This is a genomic window from Bradyrhizobium sp. LTSPM299, assembly GCF_000938235.1.
Classification (GTDB): domain Bacteria; phylum Pseudomonadota; class Alphaproteobacteria; order Rhizobiales; family Xanthobacteraceae; genus Bradyrhizobium.
In genome coordinates this window covers 66,400-84,857 of record NZ_JYMU01000049.1, presented here as the reverse complement: position 1 = coordinate 84,857, position 18,458 = coordinate 66,400, and the positions used below count along the sequence as shown (strand labels likewise).

Annotated in this window: 18 protein-coding genes and 1 tRNA gene; 11 read left to right on the top strand and 8 right to left on the bottom strand. The window is 63.8% G+C overall.

Translation table 11 applies throughout. The features are described from left to right. Positions 1 to 8: 8 nt before the first annotated feature. On the bottom strand, positions 9 to 206 hold the full coding sequence (locus UP10_RS44505; RefSeq protein WP_156180221.1) for a hypothetical protein: 198 nt from the start codon (positions 204 to 206) through the stop codon (positions 9 to 11). 325 nt (positions 207 to 531) lie between these two features. Between UP10_RS44505 and UP10_RS23550 the strand changes: the two genes are divergently transcribed. Continuing rightward, a tRNA-Thr gene (locus UP10_RS23550) sits at positions 532 to 606 on the top strand. 111 nt (positions 607 to 717) lie between these two features. Then, positions 718 to 1,524 carry a transglutaminase-like domain-containing protein gene (locus UP10_RS23545; protein WP_044589632.1) on the top strand — a complete coding sequence of 269 codons (807 nt, stop codon included), beginning with the start codon at positions 718 to 720 and terminating at the stop codon, positions 1,522 to 1,524. Between the two features lie 12 nt (positions 1,525 to 1,536). On the opposite strand, the gene UP10_RS23540 is transcribed toward UP10_RS23545, so the two are convergent. The 3 genes from UP10_RS23540 to UP10_RS46380 all read right to left on the bottom strand — a co-directional run bounded on the left by UP10_RS23540 (position 1,537) and on the right by UP10_RS46380 (position 2,818). Beyond that, on the bottom strand, positions 1,537 to 1,908 hold the full coding sequence (locus UP10_RS23540) for a hypothetical protein (protein ID WP_044589631.1): 372 nt from the start codon (positions 1,906 to 1,908) through the stop codon (positions 1,537 to 1,539). Then, positions 1,880 to 2,425 (bottom strand): hypothetical protein, encoded by a 546-nt coding sequence (locus UP10_RS23535; RefSeq protein ID WP_044589630.1) that lies wholly within the window; start codon positions 2,423 to 2,425, stop codon positions 1,880 to 1,882. The genes UP10_RS23540 and UP10_RS23535 overlap by 29 nt, the downstream gene beginning before the upstream one ends. 267 nt (positions 2,426 to 2,692) lie before the next feature. Beyond that, complete coding sequence (locus UP10_RS46380) at positions 2,693 to 2,818, bottom strand: hypothetical protein (RefSeq protein WP_283807674.1); 126 nt, start codon at positions 2,816 to 2,818, stop codon at positions 2,693 to 2,695. Positions 2,819 to 2,914: 96 nt separating this feature from the next. Here UP10_RS46380 and UP10_RS23530 point away from each other — a divergent pair, with 96 nt between their 5' ends. From UP10_RS23530 to UP10_RS23500, 7 genes are all read left to right on the top strand, one after another. Beyond that, positions 2,915 to 3,235, top strand: coding sequence for a hypothetical protein (locus tag UP10_RS23530; RefSeq protein WP_044589629.1), 321 nt, complete (start codon positions 2,915 to 2,917; stop codon positions 3,233 to 3,235). A gap of 209 nt (positions 3,236 to 3,444) precedes the next feature. Then, positions 3,445 to 4,185, top strand: a complete 741-nt coding sequence (locus UP10_RS23525) for an outer membrane protein (protein WP_044589628.1) — start codon at positions 3,445 to 3,447, stop codon at positions 4,183 to 4,185. Between the two features lie 215 nt (positions 4,186 to 4,400). Beyond that, positions 4,401 to 6,545, top strand: a complete 2,145-nt coding sequence (locus tag UP10_RS23520) for a methyl-accepting chemotaxis protein (protein ID WP_044589627.1) — start codon at positions 4,401 to 4,403, stop codon at positions 6,543 to 6,545. Positions 6,546 to 6,699: 154 nt separating this feature from the next. Beyond that, positions 6,700 to 7,764, top strand: coding sequence for an MBL fold metallo-hydrolase (locus tag UP10_RS23515; RefSeq protein WP_044589626.1), 1,065 nt, complete (start codon positions 6,700 to 6,702; stop codon positions 7,762 to 7,764). 18 nt (positions 7,765 to 7,782) lie between these two features. Then, positions 7,783 to 8,211, top strand: coding sequence for a HEAT repeat domain-containing protein (locus tag UP10_RS23510; protein ID WP_044589625.1), 429 nt, complete (start codon positions 7,783 to 7,785; stop codon positions 8,209 to 8,211). Between the two features lie 118 nt (positions 8,212 to 8,329). Beyond that, complete coding sequence (hemA, locus tag UP10_RS23505) at positions 8,330 to 9,559, top strand: 5-aminolevulinate synthase (RefSeq protein ID WP_044589624.1); 1,230 nt, start codon at positions 8,330 to 8,332, stop codon at positions 9,557 to 9,559. Positions 9,560 to 9,673: 114 nt separating this feature from the next. Continuing rightward, positions 9,674 to 13,183, top strand: coding sequence for a PAS domain-containing hybrid sensor histidine kinase/response regulator (locus UP10_RS23500; RefSeq protein WP_044589623.1), 3,510 nt, complete (start codon positions 9,674 to 9,676; stop codon positions 13,181 to 13,183). Between the two features lie 182 nt (positions 13,184 to 13,365). Here UP10_RS23500 and UP10_RS23495 read toward each other — a convergent pair whose 3' ends face one another. Further along, entirely contained in the window at positions 13,366 to 14,040 is a 675-nt protein-coding gene (locus tag UP10_RS23495) for a response regulator (RefSeq protein WP_044589622.1), read from the bottom strand. A 309-nt stretch (positions 14,041 to 14,349) separates the two neighbouring features. On the opposite strand from UP10_RS23495, the gene UP10_RS23490 reads away from it, so the two are divergent. After that, positions 14,350 to 16,038: an MFS transporter gene (locus UP10_RS23490; RefSeq protein WP_156180220.1), complete on the top strand. Its 1,689-nt coding sequence runs from the start codon at positions 14,350 to 14,352 to the stop codon at positions 16,036 to 16,038. Positions 16,039 to 16,117: 79 nt separating this feature from the next. Here UP10_RS23490 and UP10_RS23485 read toward each other — a convergent pair whose 3' ends face one another. From UP10_RS23485 to UP10_RS23475, 3 genes are all read right to left on the bottom strand, one after another. After that, positions 16,118 to 16,591 carry a secondary thiamine-phosphate synthase enzyme YjbQ gene (locus tag UP10_RS23485; protein WP_044590067.1) on the bottom strand — a complete coding sequence of 158 codons (474 nt, stop codon included), beginning with the start codon at positions 16,589 to 16,591 and terminating at the stop codon, positions 16,118 to 16,120. A gap of 8 nt (positions 16,592 to 16,599) precedes the next feature. After that, the gene (locus tag UP10_RS23480; RefSeq protein WP_044589621.1) at positions 16,600 to 17,100 is read right to left on the bottom strand and encodes a hypothetical protein; all 501 of its coding nucleotides are present in this window, start codon (positions 17,098 to 17,100) and stop codon (positions 16,600 to 16,602) included. A gap of 79 nt (positions 17,101 to 17,179) precedes the next feature. Then, on the bottom strand, positions 17,180 to 17,803 hold the full coding sequence (locus tag UP10_RS23475; protein ID WP_044590066.1) for a 2-hydroxychromene-2-carboxylate isomerase: 624 nt from the start codon (positions 17,801 to 17,803) through the stop codon (positions 17,180 to 17,182). A gap of 264 nt (positions 17,804 to 18,067) precedes the next feature. On the opposite strand from UP10_RS23475, the gene UP10_RS23470 reads away from it, so the two are divergent. Then, the gene (locus UP10_RS23470; RefSeq protein ID WP_044589620.1) at positions 18,068 to 18,439 is read left to right on the top strand and encodes an AtpZ/AtpI family protein; all 372 of its coding nucleotides are present in this window, start codon (positions 18,068 to 18,070) and stop codon (positions 18,437 to 18,439) included. The last annotated feature ends 19 nt before the right edge of the window (positions 18,440 to 18,458 follow it).

Below are 18,458 nucleotides of genomic sequence, written 5' to 3'. Positions count from 1 at the left end.
ATAGGAGCCTAACGCTCCGGCCCGTTTCCGCCCGCGTCATCTAGGGCGTCATCGGCCGCTTCGGAAGACGCGGCGTCATCCCGACCGCGCGCCTGCGATTTCCGCCGCTTCAGATTTTCGCGCAGCGCAAGTTTCAACCGATCCTGTCGTGAATCCTTCACGCGGGATCCGGCCTGGCCGTCGTCCTTGCCCTGATCGCCTGTCATTTTCGAATTCTCGACCGCCGACATCTTGCGCGGGGGACAATAGACAATGGCGGACGCCCGCGCACCCTGGTCGGGCGGCTAGTTGAACACCCCACCACTCGACGATTCGGTGGCAACAAGGCGGAACAGGACCATCCCAGCGAGATCGGGAACCAAATCAGGCCGAAATCGTCTGAAATGGCCGGGATCGCGGGGGCAGAACGTGAATTTCCGCCGATTTCACCACCACACCGGGTGCCCTTGTGCTTGCGCCGGAGGGGTCCTTGTGGCAAGAACCGCCCGCTTGGACGGGCCCCTTGAGGGCCGAATCTATTTTCCCGGGCATGCTGCCGTAGCTCAGTGGTAGAGCACTCCATTGGTAATGGAGAGGTCGACAGTTCAATCCTGTCTGGCAGCACCATTTTCTTCCGAGAGTTCAGCACATTGAGCGGCCGGCCATTTGCAGCTGAAGCCTTGTATTCGACCCGTTGGTAGCCATTTCGAATAGACCCCAGCCGGAAAGGCATTTCGAATGAAGATTCGCGTCGGATTCGAGATGCTTTATGACTTTCCGCAACCGACGCCGATCATCATGGTGCTGGGCACGCACTTTTCGCGCGCATCCGACATCATCGTGCCTGATCTCCTCACCACCAGCCCGGCCGTCGAGATCTCGCCCTATCGCGACATGTTCGGCAATTGGTGCAGCCGCATGGTTGCCCCCGCCGGCCGTACGCGTCTTGCCGCCGATGGTGTCGTTCGCGATAAAGGTCTGCCCGATCCGGTGGTTGCCTCAGCGTCTCAGCATGCGGTCGAAGATTTGCCCGCGGACACTTTGGTTTACCTGCTCGGCAGCCGCTATTGCGAGACCGACCGGCTTTCGGAAGTCGCTTGGCAGTTGTTCGAGAGGACGCCTCCGGGCTGGGCGCGAGTCCAGGCGATCTGCGATTTCGTCCACCGCCACATCGCGTTCGGATATGAGCACGCGCGTGCCACCAAGACGGCATGGGAAGCCTATAACGAAGGCAAGGGCGTCTGCCGCGACTATGCCCATCTGGCCATCGCATTCTGCCGCTGCATGAACATTCCGGCGCGCTACTGCACCGGATATCTCAGCGACATCGGTACGCCGCTGCCATGGGCGGTGGGGGATTTCGCCGGCTGGTTCGAGGCTTATCTCGGCGGGCGCTGGCACATGTTCGATCCGCGCAACAACGTGCCGCGGATCGGCCGTATCCTGATCGCGCAGGGACGCGATGCGTCCGATGTCCCGATCACACAAACGTTCGGGCCGAACACGCTGGTCAGCTTCAAGGTCTGGACCGACGAGATCGCGTGACGGGGGATTATCTCACGTCACCCTGTGAAATTCCGGTGGCAACTGCTCGCGCACGAGCTCAGTGAGATTGAGCGCCTCGCCGCTCTCCGTGACGTCCGAGAACAGGATCTCGACGAAGGGATGCTGCCGGTTGAACGCGATGCCCCGCTGATATTTCGCGTCCACCATCCGCTCAAGCGCGGCAATGTTAAGTTTGCCAAGCGCATTGTACTGATCGCGGAACAGGCTCTGCCGTCCTCCGCTGTGCTCGATCGAATCGACCCAGACGTCCATCACCTTGCGGCTGATGAATGCTTCGACCGGTTCAGCTCCATCGCGGGCAGAAAACCGCAGCCCGTCCATGCTGTGCGGTCCATCATCGACGCTGAATTGTGTAAGTGACATCGGGAGTCCTCCTGTTGCCGGCTTTGTTCACGTCGACTGTCCCGTCGGGGACTGCGCCGCCCTCGTTGTCCCAGCGGGACAAGGCGGCGGCGAATCTCGCATCTTCCGTCAGAGGCCGTTTGCCGCGGCCGGCATCGTTCTTGTGCTTGTGAAGGAACCGGGCGATCTGCCCTCGGAGCGCCGCCGTGTCCAGCAACTTGCCGACCGATCCGGCGGTGTCGAAGATCTCCCGCTGCAGCAAATTCGGCAAGGTGTTCCATTGCAGGATGACCGCCGCCCCAAGACAGCGCAAAACGTGCTCTTCTTCGGCAGCAAGGGCCGCACCACGGGGCCCGTCGTGCGCGTCACCGTGCACGGCATCGCGATAGGCATCCGCGAGGCCTTGCTCGTTATCCGCCAACGAGACGAAGCGATCTTCCAAAGCTTGGAATTTGCGGCTTTCCTCAGCGCCGGCCGAACCCTTGACGAGTTCGCCGTACTCGGTGGCTTTCGCGCGATACTGCCTGGATTTGAACATGCAGAGTCCTTTCGTTTGGAAGTCTCTGCCATTCCGACCAACTTCGATGGTTGACCGGTATTACATGCAGGTGGGGATCAGCGGTTCGAATAGCGAGCCCCGGTCGCAAATAAGACGACACAACGGACCGAGCGAAGCGGCATGGTGCACGACAGGGGCGACGGAGGCATCAACGCTGCCATCGGGGACGCCGGCAGAGGAAGCCACAACGCCGGACGACGGACTTCCGGTCGCTGCGGCAGCGGCAACTCCTGCATTTTCAGTGGATCAATGGGCGATCACCACGCCCACGGCACCAATCATCAGCACGACGTAAAACACGAACACACTGCCGACCCATTTCCAGTCGATCTGTCCATTCTCGGGACTCAGGCTTTCAATGATGCCGTGCATGGTGGTCTCCTACGGAGATCGCATGCGCGCCGTAGCCTTGGCCCGGAGCCCTTGATGTGACTCACTTCACACTTCCTGTCCCGGAGCGGAACCAGAGTGACCGGCCCAGAACTGAAGAAACTGCGCGAAAATCTCGGCGAGGCGATCGGCCGGAAGCTCACGGCAGCTGATATGGCGAGGCTGTGCGGACTGCCGGCCGCCGGCGGCGCCGAGAAGATCCGGAAATGGGAGGTCACCGGCCCGAGCGCAAAGGTCGCCGAGGTGCTGCGCGTGCTGGCGATGGCAAGCGAGCGCTATCCGATCCTGGAGAAGTTCGACATCTTCGACCGCCACGACGTCCCGGTGAAGGATCGGCCCGCGCGTCGGCAGGCGTTCCGCGAGCAGATGCGCGACGATGTGCGCCGGCGGCTTGGTTAAGAGGCGGTTCTCGCGCGCGCCGCGTTAAGCCTTCCTTCACCTCTGGTTAAGCGTCCGTTAGGCACAAGAAAACGTTTCACCGCCAAACGGCAGGGTTAACCGCCGCTGTCGTCTCCGAGTGACAGCATTTTATTCAAATGCCGTCTAACTCCGCGCCATGGACGGCGCCATCGCACGGCGTCTCCACGATTTGTCCGGAGAGTGACCCCATGAAGAAGTTCCTGCTCGCAACCACAGCCGTCGCAGCCGCAGTCGCCGCCTTGAGCGTGACCGCCCAGGCCGCCGATCTCGGCGCCCGCCCCTATTACCCGAAGGCGCCAGCGTACGCCGCACCGCTCTACAACTGGACCGGCTTCTATATCGGCGGTCATCTCGGCGGCGTGTTCTCGGGCAACAACACCTTCGGCGGCCTCGCGCTCGCCGATTCCAGCGCCCGCTTCATGGGCGGCGTGCAGGCCGGCTACGACTATCAGTTGTCGCCGAACTGGGTGGTCGGCGTCGAGGGACAGTATTCCTGGGTCGGCAATCACCAGCTCAACGCGATCTTCCCCGGCGGCCTCGTCTACAACAACAACCAGCGCGGCATCGCATCGGTCACCGGCCGGCTCGGCTACACCTGGGGTCCGGGCCTGATCTATGTGAAGGGCGGTTACGCCTATTCCGACAACAACGAGAACGTGACGTTCGGCGGCCTGCCGGTCGCCTTCGCGCTCAGCGACAATCACCAGAACGGCTGGACCATCGGCGGCGGCGCCGAATACATGTTCGCGCCCAACTGGTCGGCGAAGGTAGAGTACCAGTACTACGACTTCGGCGACAGCCGCTTCGTGGGCCCAGGCGCGCTGGTCCCGTTCGGTACCTTCCACAATGACGAACACACGGTGAAGGCGGGCATCAACTACCGCTTCAACCTCGGCAATTTCGGCGGCCCGGTCGCCGCGCGCTACTGAGACCAGGCACCACAACCAAGCGTGGAAAAGGCCGGCTCACGCCGGCCTTTTTGCGTGCATCGATGGCCGCGCGCGCAAGAACGCGAATGAAAGCGTCAGCGCCCGGCGGCGCCCAAAAATCACGCAAGCCGCCGCAATTTTCCCAATTTTATTAACCCGCCGCACCGATACTGCCGCGCGGGAAACATCTAAGGGTCGTACGGGGGCACGGGGTAATGGCGTTTCGGTTCAAGCTCGGCAAACTCAGTCTGACACGTATCCGCCTGCCGCAGATGGGCATCAGGGGCAGCCTGTTCGCGGCGTTCGCGGTGATCGCAGGCATGGCGCTCGTGATCAGCGCCGGCGCCGGCATGGTGCTGCACCAGCTTGGCAGCACGATGACTGACCTCAGCGGCCGCGACATTCCGCGCCTTGGCGCGAGCCTGCAACTGTCCGCCCTGAGCGCCTCGCTGGCCTCGCAGGGACCCGGCCTGCTGGCTGTCCAGAGCGACGATGCCTTGAGCGAACGCACCAAGAGGGTGAAGGAAGTCGGGCAACTGACCGCGGCCAAGCTTGGCGAGATCATCGAGCTCGGCGCCGACAAATCCGTCGTCAGCGCGCTCCAGGAGAACGTCAAGAACACCGACGAAGCCACCAAGAGCCTGATCGCGGCGGCACACGAGCGGCTGGAGATCGCAGCAGCCCGCGACAAGCAATACAACGCGCTGCGCAAGGCGCAAGCGGCGTTCGTGTCAGCGGCAAACCCTGCGATGCGCGACGCGCAGACGCGGCTCAGCGCCATCCTGGCATCAGCCGAGGTATCTGCGGATGACGCCACCGAGGCCGCCCGCACCGTCGGCCAGATCGGCAACGTGCTCGCGGTCGGCAATCTGATGGCCGCCGACATGACCGCGGCGCTGTCGGCCAATTCCAGCGAGACGCTGGATGCGATCGAAAAGGAGGTCAAGGCCGGGCGCGAGCGCATCGAGTCCAATCTAGAAGACCTGCCCAACAATCCGGCGCTCGTCGCCTTGCGGGACAATGCGCAGAAGCTGCTGGTGCTCGGCGAAGGCAAGACCGGCGTGTTCAAGCTCCGCGAGAAGGAGCTCGATTCGATCGACTACGGCCAGACCATCCTGGACGAGACGCGCAAGCTCAATATCGGGCTCGGCATCAGCGTGCAGCAGTTGGTCGACGCCGTCCAGAAGGACACCGACTCATCGACCTTCCAGGCGCGGCAGCAGATTTCGTTCGCGACCATGGTCATGATCGCCCTCGGCGCGCTGACGCTGGTCGGCTCGTTCCTGTTCGTGTGGCTCTATGTCGGGCGCAACATCCTGCGCCGCATCCGCGGCCTGCAGCGCTCGATGCAGCTGTTGTCGGACGGCGACCTCGACACCGAGATCCCGCAGAGCCGCCAGCGCGACGAGATCGCCACGATGGCCGACTCGCTGCAGATCTTCCGCGAGAGCATGATCGAGGGCCGCGAGCTCTCGGCGAGCCAGGACAAGGACCGCGTCGCCAAGACCGAACGCGCCTCGCGCATGGAGACGCAGATCGCAGCGTTCGAATCCACCGTCCGCAACGCGCTTGGCAGCCTGCAGTCCTCGGCGAGCTCGATGCAGACCACGGCACAGAGCATGTCGGCCACCGCAGACCAGTCCAGCGCGCTGGTCAGCGCCGTCGCCTCGGCCGCCGAGGAGACCTCGGTCAACGTGCAGACGGTGTCGGCGGGCACCGAGGAACTATCGTCGTCGATCTCGGAGATCGGCCGCCAAGTCGTCACCTCGGCGGAGATCGCCCGCAAGGCGGTCGAGGAAGCCAGCGCCACCGACACCACCATGCAAGGGCTCGCCGACAACGCTGCCCGCATCTCAGTCGTGGTCGACCTGATCCAGACCATCGCCTCGCAGACCAATTTGCTCGCGCTCAACGCTACCATCGAGGCGGCGCGTGCCGGCGAAGCCGGCCGCGGCTTTGCCGTGGTCGCCTCCGAGGTGAAGAATTTGGCGAGCCAGACCGCGAAGGCGACCGAAGAGATCCGCCAGCAGATCGTCAGCATGCAGGAGGTGACGACGACTGCGGTCTCCGCCATCCGCAACATCTCGAGCACGATCGGCGAGATCAACGACGTCACCACCGCGATCGCAGCCGCGGTCGAGGAGCAGGGCGCGGCGACCCGCGAGATCGCCCGCAACATCCAGCACGCCGCCGGCGGCACCAGCGAGGTGTCGAGCAATATCGTCGGCGTCAGCAACGCCTCGTCGGAAGCCGGCGCCGCCGCAGGCGAGGTGCTGAACGCCTCCGACGCCCTGCGCCGCGAGGCCGACGTGCTGCGCGAGGAGATCGACGGCTTCCTGTCGAACATCAGGGCGGCGTAGCCAAAAGGAACTGTCATTCCGGGGCGGTCTGTAGGACCGAACCCGGAATCTCGAGATTCCGGGTTCGATGCTGGCGCATCGCCCCGGAATGACCGTGAGAGCCAACCCGATTTTTCGGCTAGCGCGTCGGCCCGTGTGCCGCTAAGTCCGTAGCATGGACACGAAGACCGACAGCGTCGCCTCCTCGGCGGAGGCACTTCGATACCCCTGGGAGAACCACCCCGGCCACGACCAAGTCGTGGAGGTCACTCCGGGCGTGCTGTGGGCGCGGCTGAAGCTGCCGTTCCGCCTCAACCATGTGAACATCTATCTGCTCGCCGACGGTGACGGCTGGGCCATGGTCGATGCCGGCTTCGGCAACGAGGAATCGATCGCGGCCTGGACCACGCTGTTCGAGGGGCCGCTGAAGCACGTCAAGGTCACCCGCCTGATCGTGACCCATTCGCACCCCGACCATGTCGGGCTCGCCGGCTGGATCACCGAGCGCTTCGACTGCCCGCTGTTGATGTCGCAGGTGGAATATCTGCAGTCGGTCTATCACCAGAACCGCGGCACCGAGGAACGCCGCAACGCGCAGCGGCTGTTCTTCCGCCGTCACGGCATGGACGAGGACCTGACCGAGAAGCTGCTCGGCCGCGGCCAGGATTATCTGAAGCGGGTCTCGGTGCTGCCGCCGTCGTATCACCGCCTCACCCATGGCGACGAGGTCGTGATCGGCACACGGCGCTTCAAGGTGATCACCGGCGGCGGACACGCGCTCGACCAGGTGATGCTGTATTGCGCGGCCGACAAGCTCTTTCTTTCGGCCGACCAGGTGCTGAGCAAGATCTCGCCGAATGTCAGCGTCTGGGCGGTCGAGCCCGAGCAGAACTCGCTCGGCGAATATCTGGCCTCGCTGGCCAGCCTCACCACCAGCCTGCCCTATGATCTGATGGTGCTGCCGGGCCATGGCGTGCCGTTCTACGGGCTCAAGACCCGGATCAAGCAGCTCGCCGATCACCATGAGGAGCGCTGCCGGCTGATCGCCGAGGCCTGCCGCGAGGTGCCGCAGACCTCCAAGGAGCTGGTGCCTGTCGTGTTCCACAAGCACGTGCTGGACGAGCACCAGATGGGTTTTGCCGCCGGCGAACTGGTCGCCCACGTCAATTACATGCTGGTCGAGGGCCGGCTGAAGGCCGAGATGGCCAACGACGGCATGCTGCGCTTCACGACGACCTGAGGCTCGGGCAGGCGACCGATGACCCACGAGGCTATTCGCAGCCTGGTCTCGCGCAATGATCCCGAAGCACTGGGCGAACTTGGCACATTGTCGGTCGCTGGTGACGAATTCGTGCGTCGGACAGCCGTCGAGGTCATTGGAAAACATCCTCGCGGTCGCGAGCTCCATAAAGCCATCCTGGCCGCGCTTGGCGACCGCTCTGCCTATGTCCGGCGCACGGCTTTAGATGTGGTCGCGCAATGGAAGTGGGTTGAAGCGCACACGTTCGTGTCGCCATTGCTGAAGGAGCCGGCGGCGTCCACCCGGGAATGCGCGCTTCGCGCTCTCGCCGCGATCTGGACGGAGGCGGACTTTGCGCCCGTCTTCGACATCTACCAGCAAGAGGAGCCACGCTCCGGGCAAAATTCCGTGAATCGACCGGGATCAAGCCCGTTTCGGCCCGCGTAGGGCAATCTGCCCACCTGAGCCACATGCCCAAATGTGAGCCAGTGCATAGACATTAGAGCTGGAAAAGCTCTAATTTGGGCTCTCTATACCGGTCAGGTTCCGTTTTCTGGGTTCGCCGATGGATTACAGCCAGTTCTTCAATTCCGCCCTTGCCCATCTTCATGACGAACGGCGCTACCGCGTGTTCGCCGATCTCGAGCGGATCGCGGGCCGCTTTCCGCACGCGACCTGGCACTCGCCGAAAGGGCAGCGGAATGTCGTGATCTGGTGTTCCAACGACTATCTCGGCATGGGCCAGCACCCGAAAGTGGTCGGCGCCATGGTCGAGACCGCGACCCGGGTCGGCACCGGCGCCGGCGGCACCCGCAATATCGCCGGCACGCATCATCCGCTGGTCCAGCTCGAGGCTGAACTGGCCGATCTGCACGGCAAGCAAGCCTCGCTGCTGTTCACCTCGGGCTATGTCTCGAACCAGACCGGCATCTCGACCATCGCCAAGCTGATCCCGAACTGCCTGATCCTGTCGGATGCGCTGAACCACAATTCGATGATCGAGGGCGTTCGCCAGGCCGGCTGCGAGCGCCAGATCTTCCGTCACAACGACGTCGCGCATCTCGAAGAGCTGCTGATTGCCGCGGGCCCCGACCGGCCCAAGCTGATCGCCTGCGAGAGCCTCTATTCGATGGACGGCGACGTCGCGCCACTGGCTGAGATCTGCGACCTCGCCGAGAAATACGGCGCCATGACCTATGTCGACGAGGTCCATGCGGTCGGCATGTACGGTCCGCGCGGCGGCGGCATTGCCGAGCGCGACGGCGTGATGCATCGCATCGACGTCCTCGAAGGCACGCTGGCCAAGGCGTTCGGCTGCCTCGGCGGCTATATCGCCGGCAATGCCGAGATCATCGATGCCGTGCGGTCATATGCGCCGGGCTTCATCTTCACGACCGCGCTGCCGCCGGCGATCTGCTCGGCCGCGACCGCTGCGATCCGCCATCTCAAGACCTCGAGCTGGGAGCGTGAGCGCCACCAGGACCGCGCCGCCCGCACCAAGGCGATCCTGACCGCCGCCGGCCTGCCTGTGATGTCGAGCGAGACCCATATCGTGCCGCTGTTCGTCGGCGACCCCGAGAGGTGCAAGCGCGCCTCCGACATGCTGCTGGAAGAGCACGGCATCTATATCCAGCCGATCAACTATCCGACCGTCGCCAAGGGCAGCGAGCGGCTGCGCATCACGCCCTCGCCCTATCACGAGGACGGCCTGATCGACGCGCTGGCGGACGCCCTGCTCCAGGTCTGGGAGCGGCTCGGCCTGCCCCTGCAGAAGAAGCAGCAGGCCGCCGAGTAACCCTACTCCTCCCTCGTCTCGAAATTGGGCCGGTCGCGCGATGCGCGGCCGGCCCAATGCGTTTATAGTCCCGCACCCGGCCCTTTCCCGGGCCGGGACCGGAGACAGGCAGCAATGCTGCACGACTGGGGCGTAATCGCCACGGCGTTCGCCTACATCGGATTGTTGTTCTACGTGGCTAGCCGTGGCGACCGGATGCCGGCGGGTGAGCGCGGCCGTGCCAGCCAGTGGATCTACCCGCTGTCGCTCGCGATCTACTGCACCTCCTGGACCTTCTTCGGCTCGGTCGGCTTTGCGACCCGCACCAACGTCGACTTCCTCGCGATCTATCTCGGCCCGATCCTGATGATCGGGCTATGCACGCCGCTGCTGCGCCGGGTGATCGTGCTGGCCAAGTCGCAGAACATCACCTCGATCGCCGATTTCATCGCCGCGCGCTATGGCAAGAGCCAGGCGGTGGCCGCGACGGTGGCAGGCATCGCGATCATCGGCTCGGTGCCCTACATCGCGCTGCAGCTCAAGGCGATGGCCTCGTCGCTGGAGACGATCCTGAGCGAGGACCAGGCCTTCTCCAAGATTCCGATCATCGGCGACATCGCGTTGATGGTGACGCTGGCGATGGCTGTTTTCGCGGTGCTGTTCGGCACCCGCCACAGTGACGCGACCGAGCACCAGCATGGCCTGATCCTCGCGATCGCGACCGAATCCATCGTCAAGCTGGTCGCCTTCATCGCCGCCGGCGCTTTCGTCACCTTCTGGATGTTCTCTCCGGAGGAGCTCTACGAGCGCGCCCTGAAGACGCCGGAGGCGGTGCGCGCGATCGAATATGTGCCGTCGATCGGCAACTTCCTGATCATGACGCTGCTGTCGTTCTGCGCGATCATGCTGCTGCCGCGCCAGTTCCACGTCAGCGTCGTCGAGAACTCGAACAGCGCAGAGGTCAGCCGGGCACGCTGGCTGTTCCCGCTCTACCTCGTCGCGATCAACCTGTTCGTGATTCCGATCGCGATCGCCGGCCTGGTCATCTTCCCGTTCGGCGCGGTCGACGCCGACATGTTCGTGCTGGCGCTGCCGATCGAAGGCGGTTCGCAGTTGCTCAGCCTCGCCGTCTTCGTCGGCGGCCTGTCGGCGGGAACCGCGATGGTGATCGTCGAATGCGTCGCGCTGTCGATCATGGTCTCCAACGACATCGTGCTGCCGCTGGTGCTGCCGCGCAGCGATGACGTCCGCGTCGGCCAGAAGGATTTCGGCGATTTCCTGCTGAAGGCGCGCCGCTTCTCGATCTTCGCCATCATGGTGATGTCGTATTTCTACTACCGCGCGCTGGGCAATACCCAGCTCGTCGCGATCGGCCTGTTGTCGTTTGCCGCGATCGCGCAGCTCGCGCCGGCCTTCTTTGGCGGCCTGTTCTGGCGCCGCGCGACGGCGCGCGGTGCCATGGCGGGCATGCTGGTCGGCTTTGCGACGTGGCTCTACACGCTGTTCGTGCCGAGCTTTCTGGAGACCTCGACCGCCGGCCTGATGCTGCTGCAGCACGGCCCGTTCGGGATCGAGGCGCTGCGGCCGCAGGCGCTGTTCGGTGCCGATTTGCCGCCGCTGTTGCACGGCACACTGTGGAGCCTCGCGCTCAATATATCAGCCTATGTCGTGTTTTCGCTGGCGCGTGCGCCGTCCTCGATCGAACTGCTGCAGGCCAATGTGTTCGTGCCCAACACGATGGTTCCGATCGCACCGAGCTTGCGGCGCTGGCGGACCACGGTGACGGTGCAGGATATCCAGAGCACGGTGGCGCAATATCTCGGTCCCGACCGCACCCGCGAGGCCTTCGCGGCCTTCACCGCTAACCACAATGGCGCGCTCGACCCGGCCGCGCCTGCGGCTTTCGAGCTGCTGCAGCATGCCGAGCGGCTGATCGCCTCATCGATCGGGGCGGCGTCGTCACGCCTCGTGATGTCGCTGCTGCTGCGCCGACGCACCGTGTCGGCCAAGGCCGCGCTGAAGCTGCTCGACGACTCCCACGCCGCACTGCATTTCAACCGCGAGATCCTGCAGACCGCACTCAACCACGTGCGCCAGGGCATCGCCGTGTTCGACGCCGACCTGCAGCTGATCTGCTCGAACCGCCAGTTCAGCGAATTGCTGGCCTTGCCGCCGCATCTGGTGCAGCTCGGCATCCCGCTGCCCGAAATCCTCGAATTCATGGGCGCGGTGGGCCCGCCCCCCGCCGGCAACAGCGACAGCCTGCTGGAGCAACGCCTGCGCGCCTACACCACCGAGGGCGAACCCTATCTGGAACGCTTCACCGATCGCCATCTGGTGATCGAGGTGCGCGCCAACCGCATGCCGGGCGGCGGGCTCGTCATCACCTTCTCCGACGTCACGCCGAGTTTCGAAGCGGCCGAAGCGCTGGAGCGCGCCAACGCGACGCTGGAAAAGCGCGTGCGCGACCGCACCGGGGAGCTGACGCGGCTGAACTCGGAACTCGCGCTCGCCAAGAGCACCGCGGAGGACGCCAATGCCTCCAAGACCCGGTTCCTTGCCGCCGCGAGCCACGACATCCTGCAGCCGCTCAACGCCGCGCGCCTCTATGTGACGAGCCTGGTCGAGCGCCAGAATGGCGGCGAGGATTCGCGACTGGTCGAGAACATCGATGACTCGCTCGAGGCGATCGAGGACATCCTGGGCGCGCTGCTCGACATCTCACGCCTCGACGCCGGCGCCATGACGCCGTCGATCTCGAGCTTCAGGATGGCCGATTTGACGCGCTCGCTGGAGATCGAATTCGCGCCGATCGCCCGCGACAAGGGCCTCGATCTGCACTTCGTGCCCTGCTCGCTGCCGGTCGAATCCGACCGCTCGCTGCTGCGCCGGCTGTTGCAGAACTTCATCTCCAACGCGATCAAATACACCCCGCGCGGCCGCGTGCTAGTCGGCTGCCGCCGCCGCGGCCAACAGCTGCAGATCAGCATCTACGATACCGGCGTCGGAATCCCCGTGCAGAAGCGCGGCGAGATCTTCAAGGAATTCCACCGCCTCGAACAAGGCGCCCGGATCGCACGCGGCCTGGGTCTCGGATTGTCGATCGTCGAGCGGTTGGCGCGGGTGCTCGACCATCGCATTGCGATCGACTCCAATACCGGTGGCGGCTCGGTGTTCTCGGTCACGGTGCCGATTGGCACCACCGTCAACCATACCGCCGCCGTCACCAGCGCGACGCCACTGTCGAAGACGCCGATGAGCGGCGCGCTGATCGTGTGCATCGAGAACGATCTCGCCATCCTCGACGGCATGAAGACGCTGCTGACCGCATGGGACGCCGAGGTGATCGCGGTGACCGATCCGGACGCCGCGATAGCCGCGATCGAGGCCGCCGACGGCCGCGTCACCGGCGTGCTGGTCGACTACCATCTCGACCGCGGTAACGGCATCGCCGCGATCCGCGAGATCCGCCGCCGCTTCGGCGACAATATCCCGGCGATCCTGATCACCGCCGACCGCAGCCCGCCGGTCCGCGCCGCCGCGCGCGAGGAGAACATCGCGGTGCTGAACAAGCCAGTCAAACCGGCCTCGCTCCGCGCGCTGCTCGGGCAGTGGCGAACGCAACAGATGGTGGCGGCGGAGTAGGAGAACATATCCACCGTCATTCCGGGGCACGCCGCTTGGCGTGAGCCCGGAATCCATTTCACGACAAATACCGCGGCCTGATGGATTCCGGGCTCGACGCTTAGCCTGTCATCGGGCCGCGCGTTCGCGCGGACCCGGTGGCGTCGCCCCCGGAATGACGAATGGTGAGATGCCCTCTGGCCCTACCCCGTCGGCGTGCCCTGGCGCCACTGGCCGCCCGCAATCCTGGCGGCGGCGATCACGGCCTGGGTGCGGCTTTCGACGCCGAGTTTCTGCAGGATCGCCGAGACATGCGCCTTGATGGTCGCCTCGGAGACCCCGAGCTCATAGGCGATCTGCTTGTTGAGCAGCCCCTCCGACAGCATCATCAGCACTCGGACCTGCTGCGGGGTCAGCGTGACCAGGCGGTCGCGCAGCCGCGTCATGTCGGGATCGGCGGCGGCCGAAAGGTCGGTGTCCGGCGGAACCCAGACGTCGCCTTCCATCACCTTCATAATGGCATCGCGCAGCGTCTCGACCCCGAAGCGCTTGGGAATGAAGCCGGAGGCGCCGAAATCGAGCGAGCAGCGGATGGTTCCGACATCGTCGCTGGCGGAGACGATGACCACCGGGATCGCCGGATATTGTGCCCGCAGATAGATCAGGCCGGAGAAACCGCTGATTCCCGGCATCGTCAGGTCAAGCAGGATCAGGTCGACGTCGGAATCCCGCTCCAGCAGCGCGGTCAGATCCTCGAACGATCCGGCCTCGCTGATCGTGGCCGAACTCACGACACTCGACACCGCCTGACGCAACGCATCGCGGAACAGCGGATGGTCATCGGCGATGACAAGATGAGTATTGGCAACAGCAGTCATCTCAGTCCCACAAGCGGGATTTGGCAATCCCGCGAAATCAGGTTGTCTCCCGGGCGGCAGTACCACGCAAGCACTCGATAATACCACATGCCAATGCAGTTAATCCCACCCGTCTTGTGCGCCGCAATAAGCACACGCGGGAGTCGCATCCCATTCATGTTCCTGACGATAAGCTGAAGCCGTGAAAAAGCCAAAAGTCTTATTGGGACGGCTTTCACCGCGATGTTACCTTCGGTGGCAAGACCTAAGTCGATCCGGCAGATTCGGACGTTTGGGGCGCGAGGAAACGAGTTCGGGGAGCGAAACACAATGGCAATGGCGACAGCCGCCGGCGGCGACGTCCGTCAGCGAGGAATGACCGGCGAGGAGAAGAAGGTTATCTTCGCCTCTTCACTCGGCACCGTGTTCGAGTGGTATGACTTCTATCTCTACGGTTGGACCGCGGCCCAGATCGGCAAGGCCTTCTATTCGGCGTTCGACGCCAACACGCAGTTCATCTTCGCTCTGCTGACCTTCTCGGCCGGCTTCCTCGTCCGTCCGCTCGGAGCACTGGTGTTCGGTCGCGTCGGCGATCTGGTCGGGCGCAAATACACGTTCCTGGTCACCATCACGATCATGGGCATGTCGACCTTCCTGGTCGGCCTGACGCCGGACTACCAGCAGATCGGCTGGCTGGCTCCCACCATCCTGATCTTCCTGCGCCTCCTGCAGGGCCTCGCGCTCGGCGGCGAGTATGGCGGAGCCGCGACCTATGTCGCCGAGCACGCACCGCAGGGACGTCGCGGATTCTATACGGCGTGGATTCAAACGACCGCCACGATCGGCTTGTTCATGTCGCTGCTGATCGTCTACGTCGTCCGCAACAGCATGAGCCCCGAAGCCTTCAGCGATCCGGGTCTTGGGGGCGGCTGGCGTTATCCCTATCTGATTTCGATCCTGCTGCTGGGTATCTCGATCTGGATCCGCATGCAGCTTTCGGAATCGCCGATGTTCCAGAAGATGAAGGATGAGGGCAAGATTTCCAAAGCCCCCTTGTCGGAAGCCTTCGGCAACTGGCAGAACGGCAAATACGCACTGATCGCGCTGTTCGGCCTCACGGCCGGGCAGGCCGTGATCTGGTACGGTGGCCAGTTCTACGCCCGCGTCTTCCTCGTCAATACGCTCAAGGTGCCGGCGAACTCCGCCGACATCGCGCTCATCATCGCGTTGGCGATCGCGACCGTGGGCTTCCTGTTCTTCGGCTGGCTGTCAGACAAGATCGGCCGCAAGCCGATCATCCTGGCGGGCTGCCTGCTCGGTGCGTTGACGTATCATTTCGCTTTCACGCTGCTCACGTCGGCCGCCAATCCTGCGCTCGAAAAGGCCTTGGCCAACGCGCCAGTCACCGTGGTCGCAGACCCGGCGGACTGCAATGTCCTGTTTGACCCCGTCGGCGGCCGGGTCTTCACCAGTTCCTGCGACGTGGCCCGTAACGCACTGATTGCCTCGTCCGTGAACTTCAAATTGGAGGCCGGTACCGCTGGCAGCCTCGCCAAGGTCATGGTTGGCAGCAAGTCATTCGACTCGGTGAAGGGTACCGGTGTCGATCCGAAGACCTTTGCAACCCAGCGTACCGCATTCAACAGCGCAGTCACGGCTGCGGTGGGTGAGGCGGGCTACCCGGTCAAGGGAGCCGATCCGGCGGCCATCAACATGCCGATGCTGATCGCGGTCCTGACCTATCTCGCGATCCTGGTGACGATGGTTTACGGGCCGATCGCAGCCGCTCTCGTCGAGCTGTTCCCGACCCGGATCCGCTACACATCGATGTCGCTTCCGTATCACATCGGCAATGGCTGGTTCGGCGGCTTGCTGCCGCCGATCGCGGTCGCGCTGGTGGCCGCGACCGGCAATATCTACGCCGGGCTCTGGTACCCGATCGCGATCGCGTCAATGACCTTCATTGTCGGTCTGATCTTCGTGCCCGAGACCAAGGACGTCGACATCACTAAGACCTGACCGGCAGATATCACGATCCAAACGCATCGGCCGCGGAGCAATCCGCGGCCGATGTCTTTTTGCGGCCGACCTCACGGCATTACGCGCGCGTGGCGCCGATGAACTGCAGCACGATTTCGCGCCGGTGCGGACGGGCACGATGCTCGATCAGATAGATGCCCTGCCAGGTGCCGAGCGCCATCTCTCCGTCGAGGACGGGGATCTGCAGCGAGGTTGCCGTCAGCATGGTCTTAATATGCGCCGGCATATCGTCGGGGCCCTCTGCATCGTGACGCCAGCCGCCATCCTCCGGCGCAGCCCGATCGAGTGCCGTCATCAGGTCGATCAGCACGGTCGGATCGGCGTTTTCCTGGATCGTCAACGACGCCGACGTGTGTCGGATGAACAAGCTGACTGCGCCCTCGCCGGCATACGCCTCGCGCAGGAATTTTGTGATCTCGCTGGTGATGTCGGCGAAGCCTGCGCCAGACGTCTGCACGGTCAGCCGCGACGAGACGATATTGGTCGCGGCGACGGCGGATGGCGCCGAGCGTGCAATCGTTCTCGATGACATCTGTCGCATCAAATCTTACCGCCGTTGACGTCGCGCTGCACGCGATTGGCCATCTCGATCAGCCGCCGCCAGGCGCGCTCCACAAAGGACATCACGCGGTCCATGTCGCGGCCGCTCGGCAGCGGAATCTCGATCTTGCGCTCAGCCTCGGCGGCCTTCGGCTCGGGCTTCTTCAGCGAATCCCCCTTCAGAGAATCGCCCTTCGGCAGCGCCTCGACGGTCTTGTCTGACGCCACGGGTTCGCGCGCCGCGAGCGCGGCCTTCAGCCTGTCGTTGTCGGCCTGCAAGCGGCCGATCTCCGCATCCATCGCCGCGCGTTCGTCAGGCACCGCATAGCAGGCCCAGCCGGCGCTGGAATTGGTGCAGGTCGTGATCGCGCCGGTGCGCGTGTCGAGCCGCATGAAGCCGTCGCCCGCTGGCGACAGCGTAAAGCGGCCGTTCTCGATGTCAGGCGCCGATTGCGCCATCGCAGCGTTGCTGACGAGCAGAACGCCTGCAGCAACCGCCATGGTAAATTTCGAGATGGAAAATTTCGAGAGCGATGTCGCTATGGGCATGAGCTTGCTCCGCCTCAACCAGATGCTGCCCCTAAGCCTGAGAGCTATAGGGCTTACGGCCCGACTTCAACGCATCGTCCAGCAATTCGATCCGGTCCTGGCCCCAGAACGCTTCGCCGTCGAGCACGTAGCCCGGCGAGCCGAATACGTCCGAGCCCAGCGCATCCTGCCGGTTCTGCTCATAGGCTGCGCCGACCGCATCCGTGGCGGAGCGCGCGACGAGCTGATCACCGGGAAGGCTGGCATCATTGGCGAGCTTCACCAGGGTCGCAGGATCGGCGAGATTGAGCTGGTGCTCCCAGACCGCGGGATAGGCCCGCTGCAGATAGGGCTCGGGATCGAGGCCCGCCTCGAGCGCGGCAATCACGACCCCGTCGACCAGCCGCGCATTGAACGGCCAGTTCGCCGGCTGCAGGTGGAAATTCAGCCCGCGCTTGTCGCGCCAGCGCTGTAATTCGATCATCCGGTAGCGCTGCCGCACCGGATGGCGCTTGGCGAGCGGCAGCCCGCCGGTTTCCGAGAGCAGGTCGACCAGCAATACTGGCCTGTAATTTACCTTGAGATTATAATCGCTTACGAGCTGGACGAATACCTTGTGGCCGATATAGGCCCATGGCGATTGCAGCGAGAAATAGTAGTCGATCTGACGCGGCATGCGGATGTCCGGCTGTAAAGCTTCGGTCATCCCAACAGAGCAGCAAAAGCCGCGCAAGGTCGCTTGATTGCATGCAAGCTGCTGCACTGCGAATGCTGCGTCACTCTGCCCTTGAATATCTTCTAATAAATCCAACGAAATCAAAGCAATAACTGGTGAAGACGCAATCTTGACTTGATTAGACGCGGTCAGTATGGTCCGCGCGGCTTTTGACGGGGACGGGCGCAATTTCCATCATCCGCGGCATCGGTTAGTGTTTGCAGCATGGCTGAAAACACCAACCACGACGCAAATGGAAGTCGCGATCAATCGCCTCCCGACGAAGCTGCGCTTTCCGCAAGGCTCGGAAGTCTCGATCATCGGTTGTCAGAAATTCGCGACAGCCGGAGGAGCAAGACTGATCAACCCGGTACTGAAGGCGGGGACAGTGCGGCCAGAGCTTCGGCGATGGCGCTCGGTTTTCGTCTCTCTTCGGAGCTGGTCGCGGGCGTTGTCGTCGGGGCGGCGATTGGCTGGGGGTTCGACCGTTTATTGTCGACGTCGCCATTCGGCTTCATCGTGTTCACGCTGCTCGGCTTCGTCGCCGGCGTGGTCAACGTGGTGAGGTCTGCGGGCGTGGCCTCGGGCAAGCGCTAAGCGCTGGCGGGAAGTCATG

Bases quoted from the DNA above. Each gene is read 5' to 3' on its own strand.
- UP10_RS23520 (WP_044589627.1), top strand. From the start codon at position 4,401: ATGGCGTTTCGGTTCAAGCTCGGCAAACTCAGTCTGACACGTATCCGC.
- UP10_RS23500 (WP_044589623.1), top strand. From the start codon at position 9,674: ATGCTGCACGACTGGGGCGTAATCGCCACGGCGTTCGCCTACATCGGA.
- UP10_RS46380 (WP_283807674.1), bottom strand. From the start codon at position 2,818: ATGCACGGCATCATTGAAAGCCTGAGTCCCGAGAATGGACAGATCGAC.
- UP10_RS23480 (WP_044589621.1), bottom strand. From the start codon at position 17,100: ATGGCGGTTGCTGCAGGCGTTCTGCTCGTCAGCAACGCTGCGATGGCG.
- UP10_RS23510 (WP_044589625.1), top strand. From the start codon at position 7,783: ATGACCCACGAGGCTATTCGCAGCCTGGTCTCGCGCAATGATCCCGAA.
- UP10_RS23490 (WP_156180220.1), top strand. From the start codon at position 14,350: ATGGCAATGGCGACAGCCGCCGGCGGCGACGTCCGTCAGCGAGGAATG.
- UP10_RS23545 (WP_044589632.1), top strand. From the start codon at position 718: ATGAAGATTCGCGTCGGATTCGAGATGCTTTATGACTTTCCGCAACCG.
- UP10_RS44505 (WP_156180221.1), bottom strand. From the start codon at position 206: ATGACAGGCGATCAGGGCAAGGACGACGGCCAGGCCGGATCCCGCGTG.
- UP10_RS23515 (WP_044589626.1), top strand. From the start codon at position 6,700: ATGGACACGAAGACCGACAGCGTCGCCTCCTCGGCGGAGGCACTTCGA.
- UP10_RS23525 (WP_044589628.1), top strand. From the start codon at position 3,445: ATGAAGAAGTTCCTGCTCGCAACCACAGCCGTCGCAGCCGCAGTCGCC.
- UP10_RS23535 (WP_044589630.1), bottom strand. From the start codon at position 2,425: ATGTTCAAATCCAGGCAGTATCGCGCGAAAGCCACCGAGTACGGCGAA.
- UP10_RS23540 (WP_044589631.1), bottom strand. From the start codon at position 1,908: ATGTCACTTACACAATTCAGCGTCGATGATGGACCGCACAGCATGGAC.
- UP10_RS23485 (WP_044590067.1), bottom strand. From the start codon at position 16,591: ATGTCATCGAGAACGATTGCACGCTCGGCGCCATCCGCCGTCGCCGCG.
- UP10_RS23475 (WP_044590066.1), bottom strand. From the start codon at position 17,803: ATGCCGCGTCAGATCGACTACTATTTCTCGCTGCAATCGCCATGGGCC.
- UP10_RS23495 (WP_044589622.1), bottom strand. From the start codon at position 14,040: ATGACTGCTGTTGCCAATACTCATCTTGTCATCGCCGATGACCATCCG.
- UP10_RS23470 (WP_044589620.1), top strand. From the start codon at position 18,068: ATGGCTGAAAACACCAACCACGACGCAAATGGAAGTCGCGATCAATCG.
- hemA (WP_044589624.1), top strand. From the start codon at position 8,330: ATGGATTACAGCCAGTTCTTCAATTCCGCCCTTGCCCATCTTCATGAC.